General features: G+C 71.5%; 15 protein-coding genes, 1 tRNA gene and 5 pseudogenes. 5 read left to right on the top strand and 16 right to left on the bottom strand.

Annotation, left to right across the window (positions count from 1 at the left end; all coding sequences use genetic code 11):
- Positions 1–42: 42 nt before the first annotated feature.
- From ACZZ0J_RS18165 to mnmA, 11 genes and pseudogenes are all read right to left on the bottom strand, one after another.
- A complete protein-coding gene (locus tag ACZZ0J_RS18165; RefSeq protein ID WP_463437919.1) occupies positions 43–993 on the bottom strand; it encodes a GlxA family transcriptional regulator in 951 nt (316 codons plus the stop codon).
- A 51-nt stretch (positions 994–1,044) separates the two neighbouring features.
- Positions 1,045–2,844 carry a methyltransferase domain-containing protein gene (locus ACZZ0J_RS18160; RefSeq protein ID WP_463437918.1) on the bottom strand — a complete coding sequence of 600 codons (1,800 nt, stop codon included), beginning with the start codon at positions 2,842–2,844 and terminating at the stop codon, positions 1,045–1,047.
- Between the two features lie 119 nt (positions 2,845–2,963).
- Positions 2,964–4,464, bottom strand: a pseudogene (gatB, locus tag ACZZ0J_RS18155) (Asp-tRNA(Asn)/Glu-tRNA(Gln) amidotransferase subunit GatB); the annotation flags it as partial.
- Positions 4,464–6,008 (bottom strand): annotated as a pseudogene (gene gatA / locus ACZZ0J_RS18150) (Asp-tRNA(Asn)/Glu-tRNA(Gln) amidotransferase subunit GatA). The pseudogenes gatA and gatB, both read right to left, overlap by 1 nt.
- Positions 6,005–6,304, bottom strand: coding sequence for an Asp-tRNA(Asn)/Glu-tRNA(Gln) amidotransferase subunit GatC (gene gatC, locus ACZZ0J_RS18145; RefSeq protein ID WP_111085021.1), 300 nt, complete (start codon positions 6,302–6,304; stop codon positions 6,005–6,007). The pseudogene gatA and the gene gatC overlap by 4 nt, the downstream one beginning before the upstream one ends.
- Positions 6,305–6,449: 145 nt before the next feature.
- Positions 6,450–6,866, bottom strand: coding sequence for a hypothetical protein (locus tag ACZZ0J_RS18140; RefSeq protein ID WP_463438255.1), 417 nt, complete (start codon positions 6,864–6,866; stop codon positions 6,450–6,452).
- 57 nt (positions 6,867–6,923) lie between these two features.
- Positions 6,924–7,340: pseudogene (locus tag ACZZ0J_RS18135) on the bottom strand (penicillin-binding transpeptidase domain-containing protein); the annotation flags it as partial.
- 659 nt (positions 7,341–7,999) lie between these two features.
- Positions 8,000–8,509, bottom strand: a pseudogene (locus ACZZ0J_RS18130) (transglycosylase domain-containing protein); the annotation flags it as partial.
- Positions 8,510–8,979: 470 nt separating this feature from the next.
- Positions 8,980–10,347, bottom strand: a complete 1,368-nt coding sequence (locus tag ACZZ0J_RS18125) for an alpha/beta hydrolase (RefSeq protein ID WP_463437917.1) — start codon at positions 10,345–10,347, stop codon at positions 8,980–8,982.
- Positions 10,348–10,528: 181 nt separating this feature from the next.
- Positions 10,529–12,862 carry an NAD-dependent DNA ligase LigA gene (gene ligA / locus ACZZ0J_RS18120; RefSeq protein ID WP_463437916.1) on the bottom strand — a complete coding sequence of 778 codons (2,334 nt, stop codon included), beginning with the start codon at positions 12,860–12,862 and terminating at the stop codon, positions 10,529–10,531.
- A 65-nt stretch (positions 12,863–12,927) separates the two neighbouring features.
- The gene (mnmA, locus tag ACZZ0J_RS18115; protein ID WP_463437915.1) at positions 12,928–14,034 is read right to left on the bottom strand and encodes a tRNA 2-thiouridine(34) synthase MnmA; all 1,107 of its coding nucleotides are present in this window, start codon (positions 14,032–14,034) and stop codon (positions 12,928–12,930) included.
- Between the two features lie 56 nt (positions 14,035–14,090).
- On the opposite strand from mnmA, the pseudogene ACZZ0J_RS18110 reads away from it, so the two are divergent.
- The 3 genes and pseudogenes from ACZZ0J_RS18110 to ACZZ0J_RS18100 all read left to right on the top strand — a co-directional run bounded on the left by ACZZ0J_RS18110 (position 14,091) and on the right by ACZZ0J_RS18100 (position 16,396).
- A pseudogene (locus tag ACZZ0J_RS18110) lies at positions 14,091–15,384 on the top strand (MFS transporter).
- Between the two features lie 112 nt (positions 15,385–15,496).
- Positions 15,497–15,576 (top strand) — tRNA-Leu (locus ACZZ0J_RS18105).
- Between the two features lie 118 nt (positions 15,577–15,694).
- Positions 15,695–16,396, top strand: coding sequence for a DedA family protein (locus ACZZ0J_RS18100; protein WP_463437914.1), 702 nt, complete (start codon positions 15,695–15,697; stop codon positions 16,394–16,396).
- A 64-nt stretch (positions 16,397–16,460) separates the two neighbouring features.
- Here ACZZ0J_RS18100 and rdgB read toward each other — a convergent pair whose 3' ends face one another.
- From rdgB to murI, 3 genes are all read right to left on the bottom strand, one after another.
- Complete coding sequence (rdgB, locus tag ACZZ0J_RS18095; protein WP_123340733.1) at positions 16,461–17,051, bottom strand: RdgB/HAM1 family non-canonical purine NTP pyrophosphatase; 591 nt, start codon at positions 17,049–17,051, stop codon at positions 16,461–16,463.
- Positions 17,048–17,779, bottom strand: coding sequence for a ribonuclease PH (rph, locus tag ACZZ0J_RS18090; RefSeq protein ID WP_463437913.1), 732 nt, complete (start codon positions 17,777–17,779; stop codon positions 17,048–17,050). Before rph ends, rdgB begins: the two co-directional genes overlap by 4 nt.
- 74 nt (positions 17,780–17,853) lie before the next feature.
- Entirely contained in the window at positions 17,854–18,693 is an 840-nt protein-coding gene (gene murI / locus ACZZ0J_RS18085; RefSeq protein WP_123340801.1) for a glutamate racemase, read from the bottom strand.
- A gap of 78 nt (positions 18,694–18,771) precedes the next feature.
- Between murI and ACZZ0J_RS18080 the strand changes: the two genes are divergently transcribed.
- Positions 18,772–20,022: a nicotinate phosphoribosyltransferase gene (locus ACZZ0J_RS18080; RefSeq protein WP_463438227.1), complete on the top strand. Its 1,251-nt coding sequence runs from the start codon at positions 18,772–18,774 to the stop codon at positions 20,020–20,022.
- 88 nt (positions 20,023–20,110) lie between these two features.
- On the opposite strand, the gene ACZZ0J_RS18075 is transcribed toward ACZZ0J_RS18080, so the two are convergent.
- Positions 20,111–20,371: a DUF3039 domain-containing protein gene (locus tag ACZZ0J_RS18075; protein ID WP_111033217.1), complete on the bottom strand. Its 261-nt coding sequence runs from the start codon at positions 20,369–20,371 to the stop codon at positions 20,111–20,113.
- A 1,374-nt stretch (positions 20,372–21,745) separates the two neighbouring features.
- Complete coding sequence (locus ACZZ0J_RS18070; protein WP_463437912.1) at positions 21,746–23,305, bottom strand: ABC transporter ATP-binding protein; 1,560 nt, start codon at positions 23,303–23,305, stop codon at positions 21,746–21,748.
- 298 nt (positions 23,306–23,603) lie between these two features.
- Between ACZZ0J_RS18070 and ACZZ0J_RS18065 the strand changes: the two genes are divergently transcribed.
- Entirely contained in the window at positions 23,604–24,299 is a 696-nt protein-coding gene (locus ACZZ0J_RS18065) for a phosphocholine cytidylyltransferase family protein (protein ID WP_111085011.1), read from the top strand.
- The last annotated feature ends 32 nt before the right edge of the window (positions 24,300–24,331 follow it).

Below are 24,331 nucleotides of genomic sequence, written 5' to 3'. Positions count from 1 at the left end.
AGTGTCCGAAAGGATGTCGCCACCACCGCCGCGACGGCGCGGTCAGTCCTGGAACGTCCGTCGGTACTCGGTGGGCGAGGTCCCGAGGATCCGCCGGAAGTGCGTCCGCAGGTTCGCGTCGGAGCCGAGGCCCGCTCGCTCGGCCACCTGGTCGACGCCGAGGTCCGACTGCTCCAGGAGCTCGCGCGCGAGGTCGACGCGCGCCCGCAGCACCCACTGCATCGGCGTGTACCCGGTGTCCTCCACGAACCGGCGTGAGAACGTCCGGGTCGACACCGTGGCGTTCCGCGCGAGCGCTTCGAGCGTGAGCGGCTCGGCGAGGTGCCGGAGCGCCCACTCCCGGGTGTCGGCGAACACGTCGCCGAGCGGTTCGGGAACGCTCCGCGGCACGTACTGCGCCTGGCCGCCGCTGCGGTACGGGGCGCTGACGAGCCGTCGGGCGACGTGGTTCGACAGCGCCACACCGTGGTCCTGTCGGACGATGTGCAGGCACAGGTCGATCCCGCTCGCGGCGCCGGCGCTCGTCAGCACCGAGCCCGCGTCGACGAACAGCACGTCCTCGTCGACGTCCACCTCGGGGTACCGCTCACGGAGCACCCGCGTGTAGTGCCAGTGCGTCGTCGCCCGGCGGCCGTCGAGCAGCCCGGCTGCCGCGAGCGCGAACGCCCCGGTGGAGATCGCCGCGATGCGGACGCCGCGGTCGTGGGCCCGCGCGAGTGCCGCGACGACGTCGGCCGGCGGCGCCGAGTCCGACGGGCGGCGGTAGCCGGGCACGAAGACGGTCTCGGCCCAGTCCAGTGCCTCCAGCCCGTGGTCGACCGCGTAGGCCAACCCGTCGCCGCCGGTGATCCGACCGACCCGGGGGCCGCACACCCGCACCTCGTAGGGCATGCTCGGCCGGTTCGAGAACACCTGCGCGGGGATCCCGACGTCGAGCGGTTTCGCGCCGTCGAGCACCAGGACCGCGACGCGGTGCAGTGGGAACGCAGCCATACCGGCGACGCTAGCGGACGTGGCCGCCCGGCTCGCGGAGTGCCCTGACCGTCAGGCGTCGCGGACGGCCAGCACCCGGTGCGGCGATGCCCGTTCCGCTCGCCATCCGGTCGGCAGCGTGTCCCGCAGCTCCGCCAGGGTGAAGGACCGGCGGATCGACCGCAAGCCGTCGACCCGGACGAAGGTCCCCGCGGACACCAGCGGCGACGCCAGCGCGTACGCCCGGTAGGCCTCGCGTGACCGACGGATGTCCGAGTGCACGCTGCGACCCGACGCGAGCGCCGCCGAGTCCGCCAGGAACCCGTTCCGCTCGTCGTCGCCCAGGTGGTGCAGGACGTGGTTCGACACCACGACGTCGAACCGCTCGCCCGCCGTGACCAGGTCACCGCTCGACTGCTGCCGGAAGGTGACACCCCGCGGTGCCCGCCGGTTCGCCGCGTCGATCGCCCGCGGGTCCGGGTCGACCCCGACGACCTCGACGTCGAACCCGTCGCTCGCCGCCCACCGCACGACGGCCCGGGCCAGGTCGCCGCCGCGCCCGAGGTCGAGGACCCGGGCGCGGCCGTTCACCGGCAGGGCCGGAACGACGTGGGTCCGCCACGCCGAACGCCAGCCGCTCACCAGGGCGTTGACGAGGGCGAAGCGCCGGAAGGTCCGCGCGAGCGCGCGCGGGTCGCAGTCCGGGTCGTCCATGAGTTCGGTCAGGTCGACCGCGCGCGTGCGCAGGTCGAGGACCGGGAGGCCCGTGGAGCCGCCGTCAGGACGGCTCACGTGCGCACCGTGGTCAGTCGCGCACTCTCGACCGTGAGACCGGGGCCGAAGGCGAGCGCCACGACGGCAGCACCGTCCGGGACCCCGACGTCGAGGGCCTCGCGGAGCACGAACAGCACGGTCGCGCTCGACATGTTCCCGTGGTCGCGCAGCACCGTCCGGCTCGCCGCGATCGCCGTGTCCGGCAGGTCGAGCGCCTGCTGCGTGCGGTCGAGGATCGCACGCCCCGGGGTGCACGGCCCACACCGGCACGTCGGCGGCCGGTCCGTCGAGCAGCGACGCGACGGCCTCGGCGACGCTGCTGCCGACGAGCTTGGGGACCGCGGTGCTCAGGACCATCTCGAAGCCCTCGTCGCCGATGTTCCAGGCCATCTCGCCGGCGCTCTCGGGCACGACGGCGGTGGCGAACGCGTCGAGGCGCAGGCCGGGGCCGTCGGCGGTACCACGACGGCGGCGGCACCGTCCCCGAAGACGCTGTTCGCGACGATCTGGTCGGGGTCGTCGCTCGCGCGGACGTGCAGGGTGCAGAGCTCGGCGCAGACGACCAGCACGACGGCGTCCGGGTCGGCCTCGGCGAACGCGGCCGCGATCCGAGGCGCCGGGAACGCCGCGCAGCACCCCCATGAACCCGATGTGGTGGCGGAAGACGTCACGGCGCAGGCGGAGCTCGGTCACGATGTCCAGGTCAGGGCCGGGCTGCGTGAAGCCGGTGCACGACACCGTGACGACGTGGGTGACGGACGCCGCGTCGACGGCCGCGCGGTTCAGGGCGTCACGAGCAGCCTCGACGAAGAGCGTCGGTGCGAGCTCGCGGTAGCGGTCGTTGCGGGTGCCCGTCGAGGGCGAGTGCAGCGCGCCGTCCGCGTCGCGGAACGTGCCCGCTGGACGGCTCCGGTCGAGTTCGGCCAGCACGGTGTGCCGGTGCTCGACCGCCGAGGCGTCGAAGGCTGCGGGGACGAGCCGCCGGCCGAGACGACCGAGCTCGGGCTGCGCAGCGAGAGGTCTCGCACGGCAGCCTGCTCGAGCGTCGTCTCCGGGACGGCGGTTCCGATGGCGCGGATCGTTGCGGACACGACTCATCCTGTCACCGGGTCGCTGACGCGTCCCCAGATTCGACGATCTCGAACGCGACCACGGACGGACGGGAGGCGCGGCGCCAGCACCGCGCCTCCCGTCCGTCGCCGGAACTCGTCTAGCGCCTGCTGCGCGCGCTCCAGCACGAGCTCGCGGACGCGGGCGGCGTCCGCCTGGCCCTTCATGGCCTTCGACGACGGCACCGATGATGGCGCCGGCGGCCTGGACCTTGCCGTCCTTGATCTTCGCCAGCACGTCCGGCTGGCCGGCGAGCGCCTCGTCGACCGCGGCGGTCAGCGCCGAGTCGTCGGACACGACCTTGAGCCCACGGGCCTCGACGACCTGGGCCGGCGAGCCCTCGCCGGCGATGACGCCCTCGAGCACCTGGCGGGCCAGGCGGTCGGTCAGGTCACCGGACTCGACGAGGGCGATGACCTCGGCGACGTGCTGCGGCGACACGAGGTCGCCGGGCTCGGCGTCCTGGGCGTTCGCGACCCGGCTGATCTCGCCGGTCCACCACTTGCGGGCGGCCTGCGGCGCAGCCCGGCGGCGACGGTGCCCTCGACCTGGTCGAGCAGCCCACCGTTCACGACGTCCTGGAACTCCAGGTCGGCGAAGCCCCAGTCACCCTTGAGGCGACGACGGCGAGCCACCGGGGCCTCGGGCAGGGACGCACGGAGCTCCTCGACGACCGCGGGGTCCGGCACGACCGGCAGCAGGTCGGGCTCGGGGAAGTAGCGGTAGTCGTCGGCGTCCGACTTCGGACGGCCGGCCGAGGTGCGGCCGGTGTCCTCGTGCCAGTGGCGGGTCTCCTGCGTGATCGAGCCGCCGTCGGCCAGGATCGCGGCCTGGCGCTGGATCTCGTAGCGGATCGCACTGCTCGACGGCACGGAACGAGTTGACGTTCTTCGTCTCGGTGCGGGTGCCGAGCTTCTCCTGGCCGCGGGGGCGCAGCGAGATGTTGGCGTCGCAGCGCAGGTTGCCGCGCTCCATGCGGGCCTCGGAGACACCGAGTGCGCGCACGAGGTCGCGGATGACCTGCACGTACGCGGCACCGAGCTCGAGGGCACGGTGCTCGGCACCGAAGATCGGCTTCGTGACGATCTCGACGAGCGGCACACCGGCGCGGTTGTAGTCGACGAGCGAGTACTCGGCACCCTGGATGCGGCCGGTGGCACCACCGACGTGCGTCAGCTTGCCGGCGTCCTCTTCCATGTGGGCGCGCTCGATCGGGACGTTGAAGATCGTGCCGTCGGCCAGTTCGACCTCGACCTCGCCCTCGAACGCGATGGGCTCGTCGAACTGCGAGACCTGGTAGTTCTTGGGGTTGTCCGGGTAGAAGTAGTTCTTCCGGGCGAACCGCGACGACTCGGCGATCGAGCAGCCGAGCGCGAGCCCGAGCTGGATCGAGTACCGGACGGCCTGCGCGTTGACGACGGGCAGCGACCCGGGCAGCCCGAGGTCGACCGGCGTCACGTTCGTGTTCGGCTCGCCACCGAAGAAGTTCGGCGCGTCCGAGAACATCTTGGTCTTCGTCGCGAGTTCGACGTGCACCTCGAAGCCGAGCACCGGCTCGTAGCGCTCCAGTGCCTCGTCGAAGTCCGTGAGCGCGTCCTTCTGCGCCATCAGATCACCACACCTTCCTGCGCAGCCGACTGCTGACTCTGGTCGAGGTCCGGGATCCGGTCGATGAGCGGGGCTCCCCACTGCTGTTCGAGCAGACGCTCGAGCGCCGCACCGTAGCGGTACAGGCGGGCGTCCTCGCGCTGCGGGGCCATCAGCTGGACGCCGACGGGCAGGCCGTCCTCGTGCGAGGCCGTTCGGGATGCTCATGCCGGGCACGCCCGCCAGGTTCGCCGGGATCGTGGTGAGGTCGTTGAGGTACATCGCGAGCGGGTCGTCGATGCGCTCACCGATCGGGAACGCGGTCGTCGGGGCCGACGGGCTGATGAGCAGGTCGACCTGGTCGAACGCGGCCTGGAAGTCGCGCTGCACGAGCGTGCGGACCTTCTGCGCCGAGCCGTAGTACGCGTCGTAGTACCCGGCGCTCAGGGCGTAGGTGCCGAGGATGATGCGACGCTTCACCTCGGGACCGAACCCGGCTTCGCGCGTGGCGGCCATGACGTCCTCGACCGTCGCGCCGTTCTCCGGCGTGACGCGCAGGCCGAAGCGCACCGAGTCGAACTTCGCCAGGTTCGACGAGGCCTCGGCCGGCAGGATCAGGTAGTAGGCGCTGATCGCGTAGGCGAACGACGGGGCGTCGATCTCGACGACGACCGCACCGGCCGACTCGAGCAGGGCGACGGTCTCCTGGAAGCGCTGCGTGACGCCGGCCTGGAAGCCGTCGCCCCCGGCGAGTTCCTTCACCACGCCGACGCGCAGACCGCGCAGCGTGTCCGCCTGCAGTCCTTCGCGGGCGGCGGCGGCCATCGAGGGCCAGGCGTCGGGGATCGAGGTGGAGTCGCGCGGGTCGTGCCCGCCGATGACGTCGTGCAGGAGCGCGGCGTCGAGGACGGTGCGGGCGACCGGCCCGATCTGGTCGAGGCTGGACGCCAGGGCGATCGCGCCGTAGCGGCTGACTCCTCCGTAGGTCGGCTTCACACCGACGGTGCCGGTGACGGCGCCGGGCTGACGGATCGAGCCACCGGTGTCGGAGCCGAGGGCGATGGGTGCCTCGTGCGCGGCGACGGCAGCGGCCGAGCCACCGCCGGACCCGCCGGGGATGCGATCGAGGTCCCACGGGTTGTGGGTCGGCCCGTACGCCGAGAACTCGGTGGTCGAGCCCATCGCGAACTCGTCCATGTTGGTCTTGCCGAGCGGCACGAGGCCGGCGGCGCGGGCTTCGCGACCGGGGTGGCGTCGTACGGCGGCATCCACCCTTCGAGGATCTTCGAGCCCGAGGTGGTCGGCATGTCCTGCGTGCACAGGACGTCCTTGATCGCGATCGGGACACCGGCGAGGGGCCCGAGGTCGTCGCCGGCCGAGCGACGCGAGTCGATCGACTTCGCGACGGCGATGGCGTTCTGGTTGACGTGCAGGAAGGCGTGCACGTCGCCGTCGACGGCGGCGATGCGGTCGAGGTGGGCCTGCGTGGCCTCGACGCTCGAGACGTCGCGCGCCACGAGGGCGTCGGCGAGCGCCGCGGCGCTCATCCGCGTGATGTCGGTCACTGTTCTTCTCCCAGGATGGCGGTCACTCGGAACCGTTCGCCGTCGGAGTCCGGCGCTCCGGAGAGCGCCTGCTCCTGCGTCAGCGTCTGGCCGACGACGTCGGGTCGGGTGACGTTGCCGAGCGGCACGGGGTGGCTCGTCAGCGGGACGTCGTCGGTCGCGACCTCGGCGACCTTGGCGACGCTCTCGACGATGTGCGACAGCTCCCCGGTCAGCTTCTCGATCTCGTCGGGCGTGAGTGCGATACGCGCGAGGTTCGCCAGGTGCGCGACCTGCTCGCTCGTGATGTCAGGCATGGTGCTCCGTCGATCGGTTCGTGGACGTCCGACAGTCTATTGGCTGCGGTCGATCGCGCAGGCGCGGCTGTGGACGGCCGCACGGAGGCCCGTCACCGGTCCGGCGGACCGGTGACGGGCCTCCCGGCGGCGTGGACCCGAGCGGTCACTTCCCGTTCTGGTCGCCCGCTGCCGGAGCCGCCGTGGCGGCGGGTGCCGCCGGCGCGGCCGGCGCCGCAGGTGCCGCCGGAGCAGCGGGAGCCGCCGTCTGCGTCGGCGTGGTCGGCGTCGGCTGGCCGGCCTGCGACGCGCCGGATCCCGACGACGCCGAGGACTGCGACTGCGACGACTGCGACGAGTGGCTCGCCTGCCCGATCATCGCCTGGCTCGGCGTGGGCAGGGCGTCCCCGCCGACCGTCTGGTCCAGGTACGCCATCATCGACTTCCCGACCCCGAACTTCGCGCTGTACCCGGTGGTGCCCTGCAGGAACGGCCAGTTCGCCAGGCTCACGCTCCCCTGCACGTTCCCGATCCAGGTGGCGTTCGTGTACTTCGTCGACGACGCGACGAGCCAGTTCTGCACGTCGCCGTCGGTGGTGCCGGTCTTCGCGAACTTCGGCACGCTGTCGCCGGGGTTCGCACTGGCGGCGGTGCCGGAGCCGGACAGCACGCCCTGCAGCGCGTAGTCGACGGTGCCGGCGACGTCCGCCGAGACCCCCTGCGTGCAGGACGACGGTGTCGGGGTGATCTTCGTGCCGTCCGCCTCGGTGACCGAGTCGATCGCGGTCGGCGTGCAGACGACGCCGCCGTTCGCGAAGCCGGCGTACGCCTCGGCCAGGTCGATCGGCGACAGTTCGTTGACGCCGAGGATCGACGAGGGGTCTGCCCGAGGGCACCGCCGTCGGCGCGATGGATGCCCATCGACTGCGCGAGCTGCGCGATCTTGCAGAGGTCGAGCTGCTTCCCCATCGCGCCGAAGGCGGTGTTGATCGACTCGACGGTGGCGGCCTGCACGGTCATCGACGCCGGCACGGACTCGGCGTTCGCGACCGGCCACGTCCCACCGCTGACGTTCTGGCACGAGTTCGTGAACTCCGAGTTCTGGAACGTGTGCTCGGTGGTCGACACCGACTCGGAGAGCGTGTGGCCGGTCGCGAGCCACTCGGCCAGGGTGAACACCTTGTAGGTGGAGCCGGTCTGGAACCCGCCGGAGTTGCCGTAGCCGGAGTCCGCGCTGTAGTCCACCGCGGTCGACCCCGCTGCGGCGTTGTCGCCCTGCGTGTACGACGTGTTCTGCACCATCGACATGATGCGTCCGGTGCCGGGCTCGACGGTGACGTTGGAGCCGCCGACGTCGACGCCGGCCATCGTGGCGGGCACGTAGGTCGACAGTGCGGTTTGCGCCTGGCCCTGCAGGTCGAGGTCGAGCGAGGTGTGGATCTGCAGGCCCTTGGTGTCGAGCGTCGCGATGCGCGCCGCGGCGGTCTTGCCGAACGCCGGGTCCTGCAGCACCTGGTCGCGGACGTAGTCGCAGAAGTAGCCAGCGTCGTAGTTCGTCGCCGCGGTCGAGCAGCCGTTCGCGGTCTCGGTCATCTTCGGCGTGACCGGGGTCGCGATGGCCTTCGTCATCTCGGCCTTCGTGATCGACCCGTGCGCCTGCATGCGGCGGAGGACGTAGTCGCGTCGCTCCTTGGTGAGCGCGTAGCCGTTCGCCTGCCCGTTCGCCTTGTCACCGGGCACGTCGATGCGCAGGTTCGAGGGGTTGTTGAGGATCGCCACGAGCGTGGCCGACTGCACGAGCGACAGGTCCTTCGCGTGCACCCCGAAGTAGTACTCCGCACCGGCCTCGGCTCCGTACACCCGACCGCCGAGCCCGACGATGTTCAGGTACCCGGTCAGGATGTCGTCCTTCGAGTACTTCTTGTTCACGGCGATCGCGTACCGCATCTCCTGCAGCTTCCGCTGCGGGGTGACGCCGGCCGCGTCCTCGTAGCAGGCCTCCACCTTCTTCGCCGTGGCGGCCTGGTCCTTGCCGGTGAGTTCCTCGCACTGCTGCACGAGGACGTTCTTGACGTACTGCTGCGTGATGCTCGATCCGCCCTGGACGTCGCCACCGACGACGGTCGCGGCGACTCCGCGCAGCGTGCCGAGGACGTCGATGCCGCCCTCGTCCTGGTAGCGGGGGTCCTCGGTGTCGATGGCGGCCTCCTTGAGCGTGTCCGCCATCTGGTCCGCCGTGACGTTCGTCCGGTTCTCGGCGTAGAACGACGCGATCTTGACCTGCTTGCCGCCCTTCGTCGCGTACACCGACGACACCTGCTGCGGCGTCTGCACGTCGAGGTAGCTCGGCAGGTCCTCGAAGAACGCGACCGCACCCGAGGTGCCCTCACCCGCCACGGCGACCGCGGGCGTCACCGCGACGGCGACGAGCATGCCGGCGAGCACGGACATCACCACGAACATCAGGAGAGCACCAGGCCATCGCACCACACGCATGCCCCGAACCGTAGGGAGGCGGGCTGTACTGGTTCTGCCGTGGAACCGACTGAGGCTGCGCCGTCGCTCAGGTTGCCGCTCAGGCACCACCTGTCGCGGGTCGCGATCCGCGCGGGGCCGCGGATCCGGCCAGGAGGCCCGGTGCGGCCCCGGCACGTCGGCCCCGGTCACGATCCGGTCACGCCCAGGGCCGCGCCCCGTCAGTCGCGCGGCTGCAGGTCCTGCGGACGGACCAGGTACATGTCGACCGACGCTCCGACGACGCCGTCGTCACCGGTGCTGCCGCGTCGGACCTGCTCACGGACGAGGTCACCACGGCCGATCCCGATCAGGGCTACGTCGTGCAACGATGCGGTGCCTGGCTTGAGGTAGTCGTTGTGCCCGACCGGACGGCGGAACAGCTCCCCGGCGGCCAGTGCGTCGGCACCGCCGGCCAGGTTCATCACGGTGGCGCCGAACGACGAACCGCCCGGGTCCGTGCCGTAGTACCCGGACCCCGCGATCGGGTCGCTGTGCGCGACCCCCACGAACACCTCGTCCGAGGCGACGTCAAGGTCCGCCGCCGACCGGACGTCACTGCCCGGTGACCCGAGCACGGTGAGGGTGTCGGCGCTCATCCGTCCGGAGGCGAGCGCCATGAGTGCCATCGTCGACCCGTACGAGTGCGCCACGATGTTCAGCCGGGGCTGGTCGCCGCCGCGGATCTGCCGCAGGCCGTCGACGGTGCGCTCGAGTCGCTGCGCCCCGGAGTCGGCGAGGCTGAGCGACATGATGTTCGACAGGTCCGGCGTGCGGTAACCCATCCACGCCACGACGGCGACGCCCGTCCCGTCGCCGGAGCCACCGGCGGCCAGCGGCGCGAGGGTCGCCTGCTCGCTCGCCAGGTCGTTGGCGGTGTTCGTGAAGTCGGCCATCTGCCCGGTCACGGTGAAGAACATCCCGGGGACGATGACGGTGACGTCCGCCGCGGTGTCGAGGTCACCGATGCTGATCGCCGCTCGGCCCGCCGCCCGGGTGTCGAGCGTGATGAGGAACCGCTGCGGGTCACCGGGTTCGCGCCGCAACGAGTCCCGCACCTGTCCGAGCATCGCGGCGTGCGCGGCGCCGGTGTCGGGGTCGGCGAGTCCGGTGGTCAGGGTCGACCGGTTCGCGCGGTCGCGGACGGCGTACGGCACGCCCTCGAGGTTGCCGATGATCGACGGCGCGTGGACCAGGAGCGTGCCCTGTTCGTCGGCGCCCAGTCCCGCCCACCACTGCGCGACGACGGCCGCCGCGGGCGGGTCGTCCTGGGCGGTCGCCACGACACGGCGGTCGTCGGCGGCGCGGCGCAGGTCACCGGCGCCGAGGACCCCGAGGTCGTCGAGGAACGCCCGACCGTGCGCGTCGGCCACGGTGTCGACGTCGATCTGTCCCCCGGTCATGACCGGCTGCGGCACCGTGTGGCGCTCGGAGACGAGCGCGACCGTCACGGTGGCCGTGGCGGCATGGGTCGGAGGCGCGACGGGGGCCTCGACCACTCCGAGCGAGTGCATCGAGGCGGTGAGCAGAGCCGCGGCGATGAGCAGCAATCGGGTCTCCCCTGGAAGGCCGTCCCGCCGTCTCCCTGCAGACGACGGGTGATGCTCTGTCGAGTGTAAGGAGAATGCCCGAGGATCGGTCATGCGCGATGCAACTTGTCCCCCGAACTGGGTGCGTTGCACGGCGCGCCGCAGTGTGCGGCCGCATCGCGGTCGTGCTCGTCGCCCCGGCTCAGCCCTCGGGCGCGGGGACCTCCGGCTCGGGGAGCGCGCTCGGCCCCTCGGTCACGAGCAGGTGGAACTGCTCGGCGTCGATGATCCGGAGCCCCAGCTGCTCGGCCTTCGTGAGCTTCGACCCGGCCCCGGGACCCGCGGCGACGAAGTCGGTCTTCTTGCTGACGCTCGACGCCGCCTTGCCGCCGGCGGTGATGATCGCCTCCAGCGCACCCTCGCGCGTGTACCCCTCGAGGGACCCGGTCGCCACGACCGTGACGCCGCTCAGGACACCGCCCTCGACCGCCGTGCCCCCGGGGCCGGGGTGGTCCGGCGTGGTGAACTGCACGCCCGCCGTCGTCCAGCGGTCGATGATCTCGCGGTGCCAGTCGACCTCGAACCACGCGAGCAGGGCGTCGGCGATGATCCCGCCGACCCCGTCGACCGCCGCGAGTTCCTCACGCGAGGCACTGCGGATCCGGTCGAGCGACCCGAAGTGGTTCGCGAGTGCTCGCGCCGCGACCGGTCCGACGTGGCGGATGCTCAGCCCCACCATGATGCGCCAGAGTGGCTTCGTCTTAGCCGCGTCGATGTTCGCGAGCATCTCGAACGCGTTCTTCGACGGGAAGCGGCTCGGCTCGCCGGTGTAGTCGGCACCACGTGCTTCGGGGTCGAACGGCGGGTCGGTCTTCTTGCGCGCCCGGCTGAACGGGGTCACGCGCTTCGGAGCGCCGGCGTCGTCGACCTTCTCCATGCCGGTCTCGGCGTCGCGGACGATCACCTCGATCGGGACGATGTCCTGCATCGTCAGGTCGAACAGCCCGGCCTCGGTCACGAGCGGCGGGGTCTCCGGGTGCAGCGGCTGCGTGAGCGCTGCGGCTGCGACCTCGCCGAGGCCCTCGATGTCGAGGGAGCCGCGCGATGCGATGTGCTCGACCCGACCGCGGACCTGCGCGGGGCAGCTCTTCGCGTTCGGGCAGCGGAGGTCGATGTCGCCTTCCTTCGCGGGGGCGAGCTCGGTGCCGCACTCCGGGCAGTGCGTCGGCATCACGAACTCACGCTCCGTGCCGTCGCGCAGGTCGACGACCGGCCCCAGGACCTCGGGGATGACGTCGCCGGCCTTCCGCAGCACGACAGTGTCGCCGATCAGGACGCCCTTCGCCTTGACCACCTGCTGGTTGTGCAGGGTGGCCTGGCGGACGACCGACCCGGCGACCTCGGCCGGGGCCATCACCGCGAACGGGGTCGCACGCCCGGTCCGACCGACGCTGACGACGATGTCGACGAGCTTCGTGTGGACTTCTTCCGGCGGGTACTTGTACGCGATCGCCCACCGGGGCGCACGAGACGTCGAGCCGAGTTCCTCGTGCAGGGCGAGGTCGTCGACCTTGATCACGACGCCGTCGATCTGGTGCTCGACCGAGGCGCGGCGGTCACCCGTCGAGCGGACGAAGGCGTTCACCTCGTCGATGGTGTCGAAGACCCGGTAGTGGCTGCTCGTCGGCAGGCCCCAGGTCTCGAGCAGCTCGTACACCTCGGACTGCGAGCGGACGTCGGTCTCCTGCTCGAGCTCGCGCACGGGCCACGCGCCGATGCCGTGCACCAGCATCCGCAAGCGCCGGAGCCGGTCGACCATGAGCGCGCGCTTCGCCTCGGACTTGCCCTCTTCCTTCTGGCGGAGGGACCCGGCGGCGGCGTTGCGCGGGTTGGCGAAGACCCGCTCCCCCGCCTCGCGCTGGTTCGCGTTGAGCTCGTCGAACTCGGCGACCGGGAAGAAGATCTCGCCGCGGACCTCGACCAGGGGCGGGTGGCCGGTGCCCGACAGCCGGTCCGGGATCGTGCCCATGGTCCGGACGTTGCCGGTGACGTCCTCGCCCACGACGCCGTCACCACGGGTCGCCGCCGACACCAACCGGCCGTGCTCGTAGCGCAGGTTGATCGCGAGGCCGTCGATCTTCAGCTCGGTCAGGAACCGGACCCGCTCGGCGCCGGCGTCGCGCTGCACCTTGACGGCCCACTCGGTGAGCTCGTCCGGGCTGAACACGTTGTCGAGCGACAGCATCCGCTCGGCGTGCTCGACCGGCGCGAACTGCGTCGTCTGCGCCTGGCCGCCGACGGTCTGGGTCGGGCTGTCCTCGGTCAGGAGCTCCGGGAACCGCTGCTCGATCGCGTCGAGCCGGCGGACCAGCACGTCGTAGTCGGCATCGGCTTCCGGTGAGCCGTTGTCGCCTTGGTAGTACGCCTGTCGCAGCTCGTTGATGCGGGCCCGCAGCCGGTCGACCTCGCGCCCGGCCTGGGCGGCGTCGAGCCCGTCGGGGTCGATGGTCTCGAACGTGGCGTCGGTCTCGCTCATGTCATCAGTTCTACCGTGTGCCACCGACGGCGCGTGCAGCGGACCCACCGCCCGGAGCGGCGGTCTCAGGCGTCGACGGGGACGGCGCTGACGGTGTTGTCGATCGTGCACTGCCCGAGCACCCGGGTGCCGACGTAGACCACGGCCGTCTGGCCTGGGGCGACCCCGTGGAGCGGCTCGTCGACGTCGATCACGAGCACGTCGTCCTGCACCCGCGCGGTCGCCGGCACCGGGTCGGCGTGCGCCCGGATCTGCACGTCGCACGCGAACGGCGTCTGCGGGTCGGCCGGTGCGGTGCCGGCCCAGGTGAAGCGGGAGCCCGACATCGACGACACGGCCAGGGCCTCCTTCGGACCGACCACGACGGTGTTGTCCTTCGGGCGGATCTCGAGCACGAACCGGGGCTTGCCGTCGGCGGCGGGGCGCCCGAGCGACAGTCCGCGGCGCTGCCCGACCGTGTAGCCGTGCGCGCCGTCGTGGGAACCGACGACGGTGCCATCGCGCTCGACGACGTCACCGGTCTCGCTGCCGACACGGTCGGCGAGCCAGCCGCGGGTGTCGCCGTCCGGGATGAAGCAGATGTCGTAGGAGTCGGGCTTCTGGGCGACGGTCAGCCCACGCTCGGCGGCCTCGGCCCGGACCTCGTCCTTCGACGGGGTCGCCCCGAGCAGGAACATCGCGTGCTGCAGCTGCTCGGCGGTCAGGACCCCGAGCACGTAGGACTGGTCCTTCGCCCACGCGGCCGACCGGTGAAGTTCGCGGGAGCCGTCCGGGCCGGTGACGATCGAGGCGTAGTGCCCGGTCGCGACGGCGTCGAAGCCCAGCGCCAGAGCCTTCTCGAGCAGCGCCGCGAACTTGATCCGCTCGTTGCACCGCATGCAGGGGTTCGGGGTGCGACCGGCCTGGTACTCGGCGACGAAGTCGTCGACGACGTCCTCCTTGAACCGGGCCGAGAAGTCCCACACGTAGTAGGGGATGCCGAGGGCGGACGCGGCGCGCTGGGCGTCCATCGAGTCCTCGATCGTGCAGCACCCGCGGCTGCCGGTCCGGAGCGTGCCCGGCATCCGGCTCAACGCCAGGTGCACACCGACCACGTCGTGCCCGGCGTCGACCGCCCGGGCAGCAGCCACCGCCGAGTCGACCCCACCGCTCATCGCCGCCAGAACACGCATGCCTCCAGGGTAACCCGCCGACGAAGCCGTACCGCTGGCGTACCGTTGTCCCTGCGATGGCCACGACGGGGAACGACTCATTCGACTTCCGGTCCGTCCTGTTGTCCGGGTTCCTGCCCGCGGCGCTGTTCGCCATCGGCGAGGGCGCGATCATCCCGATCATCCCGATCGCCGCGGACTCCCTCGGCGCGACCCTGGCGTTCGCGGGCTTCGTCGCGTCGCTCATCCTGGTCGGCGAACTCATCGGCGACGTGCCGTCGGGCATCGTCGTCGCGCGGATCGGCGAGCGGAACGCGATGATCGGCGCCGCCCTGGTGTCGGTCGGCGGCCTCGTCGTCTGCACGACCGCGGCGAACGCGTGGGTGCTGGCCCTCGGGGTGTTCCTGGTCGGCGTCTCGACCGCGGTGTTCGCCCTGGCACGGCACGCGTACATGACCACGGCGATCCCGGTCCGCATCCGTGCCCGGGCGCTGTCGAGCCTGGGCGGGGTCTTCCGCTTCGGGTACTTCGTCGGGCCGTTCCTCGCCGCCGGTGTGATCCACCTGACCGGCACCACCGCGAGCGCCTTCTGGATCCACGTCGTGTGCTGCCTGGCGGCGGCGACCGTGCTCCTGGTGCTGCGCGACCCGGCGACGGGCGCACGAGGTCTGCGGATGCCGCCACGGGCCTCCCGGTCGGGGTCGGACGCGACCGGCGTGACCGAGCCGTCCACCGACACCGGCGCGGTCTTCGTCGGCAAGGAGGCGCACGGCCTCTTCCGGACCCTGCGCACGAACCGGGCCGTGCTGCTGCGGCTCGGCAGCGGCGCCGCGCTCATCGGCGCGATGCGCGCCGGACGCCAGGTGATCCTGCCGCTGTGGGCGGTCAGTGTCGGGTTGAACGACTCGACGGCTGCGTTGATCATCGGCATCGCCGGTGCCGTCGACTTCGCGCTGTTCTACACGAGCGGCCAGATCATGGACCGCTGGGGGAGGTTGGCGAGCGCACTCCCCTGCATGCTCGGGCTGAGCATCAGCTACTTCCTGCTCGCCTGGAGCGGGCACCTCGACGCGCGGGTCGGCTGGTTCGTCGGGATCGCGATGGGGATGTCGCTCGCGAACGGCGTCGGCTCCGGCATCCTCATGACGCTCGGCGCCGACCTCGCCCCGCGCAACGACCCGGCGCCGTTCCTCGGAGCCTGGCGGTTCACCGGCGACTTCCGGGTCGGCAGCGGCACCGCTCGTGATCTCCGGGGTGACGGCCGTCGCGACGATCGCGGTGGCGAGCGGCGTGATGGGCGTGCTGGGCCTGATCGGTGCCGGTGTGCTGCTGCGGTACGTGCCGCGGTACCTGCCGCGGCAGCTCCGCTGACGCGCGCGCTGCGCGGCAGGCGCACGGGGCGCTGCGCGCTGCGCGGCCGGCGCACCGTGCGCACGCACCGACGTCCGCCGACCAGGGACCGCTCGGTAGACTGCCGCTGCTCGCGGGAGTGGTGGAATCGGTAGACACGCAGGATTTAGGTTCCTGTGCTCAGGCGTGAGGGTTCGAGTCCCTCCTTCCGCACCGACCGTTGCGTGCTCGCGCATCTCATACCACCGAGGGACGTTCCGGTCACGCGCGGACGGTACCCTCGTCGTGCGGGTGACCCTCCCGTCACCGCATCTGCACGACCGGAAGAGACATGCACTCCGTCGCACTCGCCCTGATCCCATGGCTGGATCCGCAGTACATCCTCGACCACTTCGGGGCGGTCGCCGTGCTCGTCGTCTGTGCGATCGTCTTCGCCGAGACCGGTCTGCTGATCGGCTTCATCTTCCCGGGCGACAGCCTGCTCGTCATCACCGGCCTGTTCGCGTTCGACCGCGGCGGCGAGATCGGCGGAATCCCGATCTGGGTCGCGGCCCTGATGATCGGCGCGGCGGCGTTCCTCGGTGGGGAGCTCGGCTACTACATCGGCAAGAAGGCCGGTCCGCCGATCTTCGAGCGCAAGGAGAGCGGTCTGTTCTCCAAGGCGAACGTCGAGCGGACCAGCGCGTTCTTCCACCGCTTCGGCCCGCTCGCGGTCATCCTGGCGCGCTTCGTGCCGGTCGTCCGCACCTTCGCGCCGATCGCCGCCGGCGTCGGCCGCATGGACTACAAGAAGTACTCGCTCTACAACGCGATCGGCGCCGTCGTCTGGGGCGTCGGCGTGACGTTCCTCGGGTACTTCATCGGGCACATCCCGTTCGTCGCCCACATCGTGCGCGAGTACATCGACATCATCCTGCTCGCAGCCGTCCTGGTGACCGTCGTGCCGATGGCGCTGACCTACATCCGGAACGCCCGCAAGGCGAAGAAGCACGAGCACCAGGCCGAGTCGACGGCCGTCGACCCGCAGCTGTAGCCGGACCGAACACGACAGGCCCACACCGTTCGGTGTGGGCCTGTCGTCGTCGCAGGTGGGCAGTTCAGAGCCCGAAGTGCTCCCGCACGACCGGCGCGATGCCCCGGAACGCCTTGCTGCGGTGCGACAGCGCGTTCTTCTCGTCGCGGGTGAGCTCGGCCGACGAGCGATCGGCGTCGTCCGGCCGGAACACCGGGTCGTAGCCGTGTCCGCCGTCGCCGACCGGCGCGGTCAGCACCTCGCCGTTCCACACCGCCTCGACCACGTGCTCGAACCCGTCGGGCGTGACGAACGCGGCCGCGCACACGAAGGCGGCGGTCCGCTCCACGACGCCGTCGAGGTTCTGCAGCAGCAGCGCGATGTTGTCGGCGTCCGACCGTGTGCCCGCGTACCGCGCCGAGTGGATGCCCGGGGCGCCGTCGAGCGCGTCGACCGCGATGCCGGAGTCGTCGGCGAGCGCCGGGAGCCCGGTGTGCGCGACCGCGGCACGGGCCTTGATCAGGGCGTTCGCGGCGTAGGTGTCGCCGTCCTCGACCGGCTCGGGGCCGTCGTACCCGACGAGCTCGACACCCTCGCCCAGCGCTGACCCGAGGATCTCGCGCAGTTCCACGACCTTGCCCTGGTTGTGGGTGGCCAGGACGACGGTGCCGGTCACGCCAGCCCCAGCACGGTCTTCTGGATCGCCGCGAGCGACTGGTTGCCGGCCAGGCCCAGGTCGAGCAGGACGTTCAGCTCGTCGCGGTCGAACGGCGCGTGCTCGGCGGTCCCCTGCACCTCGATGAACTTGCCCGACCCGGTCGTGACGATGTTCATGTCGGTGTCGGCGGCGGAGTCCTCGGTGTACGCCAGGTCGAGCATCGGCTCACCCTTGACGATGCCGACCGAGATCGCCTGCACGCTGTCGGTGAGCGGGGTGGCCTTCTTGCCGATGAAGCCCTTGCCGCGGCCCCACTCGATCGCGTCGACCATCGCCACGTAGGCGCCGGTGATCGACGCCGTGCGGGTGCCGCCGTCGGCCTGCAGCACGTCGCAGTCGATGACCAGGGTGTTCTCCCCGAGGGCCTTCGTGTCGACCACGGCGCGGAGCGAACGCCCGATCAGCCGGGAGATCTCGTGGGTGCGGCCGCCGACCTTGCCCTTGATCGACTCGCGCTGCATGCGCTCGTTCGTCGACCGCGGCAGCATCGAGTACTCGGCGGTGACCCAGCCGGTGCCCTTGCCGGCGAGCCAGCAGGGCACGCCGTTCGTGAACGAGGCGGTGCAGAGCACCTTGGTGTTGCCGAACGAGATGAGCGCACTGCCCTCGGCCTGCGTGCTCCACCCCCGCTCGATGGTGACGGGACGGTGTTCCTCGGCCTGGCGGCCGTCGATGCGGGTGGTCATGGTGTCCTTTCGGTCCGGCCTGGAGGCGCGGTGCGGGTCATCGGGGCGGGTGGCGGCTGGCGGCTGGTCGCCGCTCAGGCCCGCCCACGGGGCAGCGTGATGGCGCCGGTCTCGAGATGGCCGACGCGGACGATCTCGGGGCCGAGGAACCGGCGGGCGAGCCGCAGGAACCCGTCCTCGTCGTCGCCGGTCGACTCGAACGAGTACGTCGGGGCGGTGGTGGAGGTGCGTTCGAGGCCGTGCTCGACGAGCCGGCGGTACACGTCGCTGGCGGTCTCCTCGGCACTCGACACCAGGGTGACGTCCGGGCCCATCACGTACTGGATGGCGGCGGACATCAGCGGGTAGTGGGTGCAGCCGAGCACGAGGGTGTCGACGTCGGCGGCGCGGATCGGATCGAGGTACCCGGCGGCGACCTCGCGCAGCTCCGGCGACGAGGTGTCCCCCGCCTCGACGAACTCGACGAAGCGCGGGCACGCCGCCAGGGTCAGGCTGACGTCCGAGGCCACGGCGAAGGCGTCCTCGTAGGCGCGCGAGGTGATGGTGCCGACCGTGCCGATGACGCCGATGCGCCCGGTCCTGGTCTGCTTCACGGCGGCGCGGGCGGCGGGCTGGATGACCTCGACCACCGGGATGCCGTACGCCTGCTCGTACCGTTCGCGGGCGTCGCGGAGGACGGCCGACGACGCGGTGTTGCAGGCGATGACGAGTGCCTTGACGCCGAGTTCCACCAGGTCGTCCATGACCTCGAGCGCGTAGCGGCGGACGTCGGCGATGGGCTTCGGGCCGTACGGCGAGTGCACGGTGTCGCCGACGTACCGGATGCTCTCGCGCGGCAGTTGGTCGATGATCGCGCGGGCCACCGTCAGCCCGCCGACCCCGCTGTCGAAGACTCCGATCGGTGCATCCGTCACGGTGACCAGCGTACCGACGCTCGCAGTAGTGTCGGGGAGGTGACCAGCGCGCTCCTGACGGACCAGTACGAACTCACCATGGTCGACGCGGCCCTGAAGGACGGCACCGCCCACCGGCGCTGCGTCTTCGAGGTGTTCGCCCGGCGGCTGCCCGACGGCCGTCGCTACGGCGTCGCGGCCGGACTCGGCCGGTTCCTGACCGCCCTCGGCGACTTCCGCTTCGGCGACGACGAGATCGGGTTCCTGCGCGACCGCGGGGTCATCGACGAGGGCACCGCAGCCTTCCTCGCCGACTACCGGTTCACCGGGGACGTCCGGGCGTACCGCGAGGGCGAGGTCTACTTCCCCAACTCCCCGATCCTGCAGATCGAGGGCACGTTCGCCGAAGCCGTCGTGCTCGAGACGCTCGCACTGTCGGTCTTCAACGCCGACTCCGCCATCGCCTCGGCCGCCGCCCGCATGGTCTCCGCCGCCGACGGGCGTCCGCTCGCCGAGATGGGCTCGCGCCGCACCGGCGAGTGGAACGCCGTCGCCGCAGCACGGGCCGCGTACATCGCCGGGTTCGGCGCGACGAGCAACCTCGAGGCCGGCCGCACCTGGGGCATCCCGACGATGGGCACCGCGGCGCACGCCTTCACCCTGCTGCACGACTCCGAGGAAGAGGCGTTCTGGTCGCAGCTCGACGCCCTCGGCAACGGCACGACGCTGCTCGTCGACACCTACGACATCGAGCAGGCCGTCGAGACCGCTGTCCGGCTGACCGACGGCAAGCTCGGCGGTGTGCGCATCGACAGCGGCGACCTGCCCTCGGTCGTCGCGGCCGTCCGGGCACAGCTCGACCGGCTCGGCGCGACCGACACGAAGATCACGGTCACGAACGACCTGGACGAGTACACGATCGCGGCCCTCCGTGCGGCCCCGGTCGACTCGTACGGCGTCGGCACCTCGGTCGTCTCCGGCTCCGGACACCCCGCGGCCGGCATGGTCTTCAAGCTCGTGGCGCACCAGTCCGCCGACGGCGCCGACTGGGTCGCCGTCGCCAAGAAGTCGGCGGACAAGGCCTCGATCGGCGGGCGCAAGGAAGCCGGCCGACGCCTGCGCAACGGTGTCGCCACGGCCGAGGTCGTGCTCACCGCCGGACAGGTCGGCCCCGACGAGCGCCCGCTGCTCGTGCCCGTGGTCACCGGCGGCGAGGTCGATCCGGCGTTCCTCGGAGCACAGGGCGTCGAGGCCGCGCGAGCGCACCACAAGCGGGCGAAGGCCGAGCTGCCGGCGGACGCCGCGCGCATCGGTCGCGGCGACCCCGCGATCCCCACCCTGGTGATCTAGCGCGCCGCTGCGCATCGCTGAGTGAGCAGAAATGGTCGGGTCCCCGAAGGCGACCCGACCATTTCTGCTCACGATGCGCGGGCTGCGTCTACTCGGACTTCATCTTCTCGTAGATGGCCTTGCAGTCCGGGCACACCGGGAACTTCTCCGGGTCGCGGCCAGGGATCCACTTCTTGCCGCACAGCGCCTTGACCGGCTTGCCGGACAGGGCGGACTGCAGGATCTTGTCCTTCTTGACGTAGTGCGAGAACCGCTCGTGGTCGCCGGGTTCGATCGCTTCGTCTTCGAGGAGCTTCTCGAGCTCCCGGTCCATCACGTCGAGGCCGCCGCCTGGTTCCGTCATGCTCATGGGTCCAGGGTACGACGGTCTGCGCACGGTGTCGTCGTTCCGGGACGCTAGTTGCGCTGCGCCGCGGCCAGCAGGTCCGGGCCGCGCCGGTCGAACAGCCGCCCGCCCGCGAAGATCCCGATGACGAGCACGACCGCACCGACCGCGATGCCCACCGCGAGCGTCAGCATCGACCACGGCTCGGCGCCGCGGACGAAGGCCAGCACCGCGAGCCACGCAGCCGGGACGGTGCAGAGCACGATGCCGATCACCATCATCGACTGCGCGACCGTCGCCGTCACACCCGCGGCCTGTGGCTGCTGGAACGGGTGGTCCCCCGGCCGCACGGTCGGGTAGGGCAGCAGCACGGACACGACGCTCGACAGCCCGAGTCCGGACAGCAGAGCGCTGGCGCTCACGCCGATCAGCAGCGGGAACACCGTCCAGTCGTCGAACAACCAGGCGGACACCGCCGAGCCGGCCACGATCGCCGGCGCACCGACGACGAGCACCGGGACGACACGGCCGAGACGGTCGCTCCACCCGGGAGCCCCGGAGGCGACGTGCAGCCACACCGCGGTGTTGTCGTACGAGACGTCGTTGTGCGGCAGGAACCCAGCGATCAGCGCCATGAGCGGCAACGGCACGAGCGCGGTCCAGTGCCACGGCACCCCGGCGACCCCGAGCGGGATGACGACGAGCGGGACGAACAGGATGATCAGGTACGAGGTGCGGTACCGCGGGTCGCGCACCCAGTAGGTCAGGGCCCGGGCGGCGACGGCGGCGACCGGCGTCGAGCCGAGCCGGTCGAACCAGCCGAGCCCCTGGTAGCGCCGGGTCCGGGTGCGACCGTCGACGGTGTCGAGCGCCCGACCGACGAGTGCCCACCACGCCCAGGTCAGCAGGGCGACGACGGCGATCGCGACGAGCAGCTTGAGGAACCCGGTGCCGACGTGGCCGCTGGCGACCTCGGCGGGCACGGCCCAGGCGGCGCCCCACGGCGTCCACCCCGCGACGTCCGCGACGCGTTGCATCTCGGTGCCTTCGGGGTCGAGCCAGTCGACGCGGAGCAGCAGCGAGACCGCCGGGATCGCGAGCACGATGATCACGAGCGCGACGAGCCACCCGGCGTCGCGGGACCGGTGCGGACCGATCAGCCGCGAGCCGACGGTGCAGCACACGCGGACCAGGAGGGCGCAGGTGGCGATCGCGAGCAAGCCGCCGACCACCGCGAGCACACCGGTGCCCGCGTCACGCGCCCAGGCGATCGACTGGGCGACGGCAACGACGACGACCCCGATCACCGGGACGCCGATCAGGCCGGCGACGACGAGACCGATCGCGAGCCCGCGACGGCCGATGCCGAACACCGCGAACCGCCGCGGGTCGAGCTGGTCACTCCGTCCGACGACCAGCGGCACGACGGTGAACGCGAACGCGATGAGCGTGCCGACCGGCACGGTGACCGCGCGGGCCGTGTCGGGGTCGGCGGACCGCAGCGCGACCGTCTGCGTCGCGACGAACACGGCGGCGAGGAGCCCGACGAGGCTGCCGAGCACGACGAACACGGACCGGCGGGCGCTGCCGCGGACCTCGCCCGCGAGCAGGTCGGCCCTCAGCCGGAGAAGCTGTGCAACCATTCCATGCTCTCTGCGACGACGCGGCCGCCCGCGAGTTCGACGAACTTGTCCTCGAGGCTCTTGCGACCGCGCACCTGGGCCATGGTCCCCGAGGCGAGGACCTTTCCGCCGACGATGATGGCGACGGAGTCGCAGGTGCGCTGCACGAGCTCCATGGAGTGGCTGGAGAGCACGACGGTGCCACCCCGCGCGTGTAGCGGCGCAGGATGTCGGTGATGGTCGCAGCGCTCACGGGGTCGACCGACTCGAACGGTTCGTCGAGCACGAGGACCCGCGGCGAGTGGATGAGCGTGGCGGCCAGGGCGATCTTCTTCGCCATGCCCACCGAGTAGTCGGCGACCTGGCGACCGAGTGCCTCGCCGAGCCCGAACGCCTCGGCCAGGTCGGTGCTGCGTTCACGGGCCGTGGCACCGTCGAGGCCGCGCAGGGTGGCCGAGTAGTAGAGCAGCTGCGCACCGGTGAGGCGGTCGAACAGCCGCAGGCGGTCCGGCAGCACGCCGAGGCTGCGCTTGGCGGCCGTGGGGTCGGCCCAGACGTCGTGGTCGAGGACCGTCACGGACCCGGCGTCGGGACGCAGCAGACCGGTGATCATCGACAGGGTGGTCGTCTTGCCGGCGCCGTTGGGGCCGACCACGCCGAAGATCGAGCCCTGGCGGATCTCGAGGTCGACCTCGTCGACGGCGAGGGTCTGCCCGTACCGCTTGACGAGGCCGTCGGCGGCGAGCACGACGGGCTGCAGCTTCTGCGGGGCCTTGGGTGGCGTGGCCCGGGGGGCACGCTTCTTCGCGGCGGGGCTCGACGCGGTGTCGGTCTCCGGTGCGTCCGCCTCCGGTGCGCCCTGGGCCGTGTGCGCGGTCGCGTCCGTCGCGGACGTCGCGTCGCTCGCCGCGGGGCCGGGAGGCACGGTGCCGGACGTGCCGGCAGCCTTCGCCGGTCGCTTGGTGCGTTGCTTCGTGGTGCGCGCCTTGGCGGGTCGGGCGCCGGTGGTCGTCGTCGGGGCCGCTGCCGCGGCACGTGCCGCGGGACCGGGCGCTGCGGGACCGGGCGCTGCGTCCGACTGCGGCTCGGTGACCGGATCGGTGTCGGCGGCATTGGTGTCGGCGGCCGTGGTGTCGTCGGTCATCTCGTCATCAACGGAGGCGTCGCGCGCATCCGGTTCCCCCATGTCGTCGTCGTCGGCGTCGTCCCCCGCCGCGGCGTCCACCTGGTCGGCGGCACGCTCGTCGGCGTCCTGCTCGTCGGTGTCACTCGCTTCGGTCATCCAGGCAGCGTCGGTCGTGGCGTACACGTCCTCGTTCTCTGCTCTGGCGGCCATCGCCCAACCGTACCAACGGTCTCCGGACAGCGGGGAACCGCCCGCTCCAGTGTCACGAAATGAGTACGAAGCGCGGCAGACCTACCCCTTGAGCGGGTGTTTCCGTATCATTCACCAGGGCACGAAGGAGTGTTCACCACTTGGAAACCTGCTCCGGCGGGCTCTCCGACACCGCGCAGCAGCCGGCCCCCGTGGCCAGCGGCGTCCGGTTCTCGGCGAACTCGGACGTTCCGCGAGCAGACTCGACGAGGCCCGCCCGTGCCCCAGGGCGCGCGGGCGGACACCAGAAGGGACCAGCATGACCACGCAGATCGTGATCCTCGCAGCGGGGATGGGCAGCCGGCTCGGCCGCAGCCTGCCGAAGCCGCTCACGGAGCTCAGTGACGGCCGCACCATCATGCAGCAGCAGTTCGACAACATCCGCGCCGCGTTCGGTTCGAGCGCCCGCGTGACGATCGTCGTCGGCTACAAGTCGGAGCACATCGTCGAGGCCTTCCCCGACGCGTCCTTCGTCTACAACGAGTCCTACGACTCCACCAACACCTCGAAGAGCCTGCTGCGCGCCCTCAAGGCGACCGGCAAGAGCGGTGTCCTCTGGATGAACGGCGACGTGGTCTTCGACCCGATGGCGCTCGTCCGTGCGGCCGACATGATCGACGAGGACCACTCGTTCGTCAGCGTCAACACCGACAAGGTCTCCGACGAAGAGGTCAAGTACACCGTCGACGCCGAGGGCTTCATCCACAAGCTCTCGAAGCAGGTCGTCGGCGGGCTCGGCGAAGCCGTCGGCATCAACTACGTGTCGGCGAACGACAAGCAGGCCCTCATCCGCCAGCTCGGTCGCGTCGACGACCAGGAGTACTTCGAGGGCGGCATCGAGGCTGCCATCGCCGAGGACGGGCTACGCTGGTCCCCGATCGACATCTCCGACCTGTACGCGGTCGAGATCGACTTCGCCGAGGACCTCGAGCGCGCGAACAACCTGTTCGCCTGAACCTCCGTCAGGACCCCTTCGGCGGTTCCGCC

This window comes from Curtobacterium sp. AC272 (genome assembly GCF_979258155.1).
Note: the sequence above shows the minus strand (reverse complement) of the source record. Positions and strands in the feature narration are given on the sequence as shown.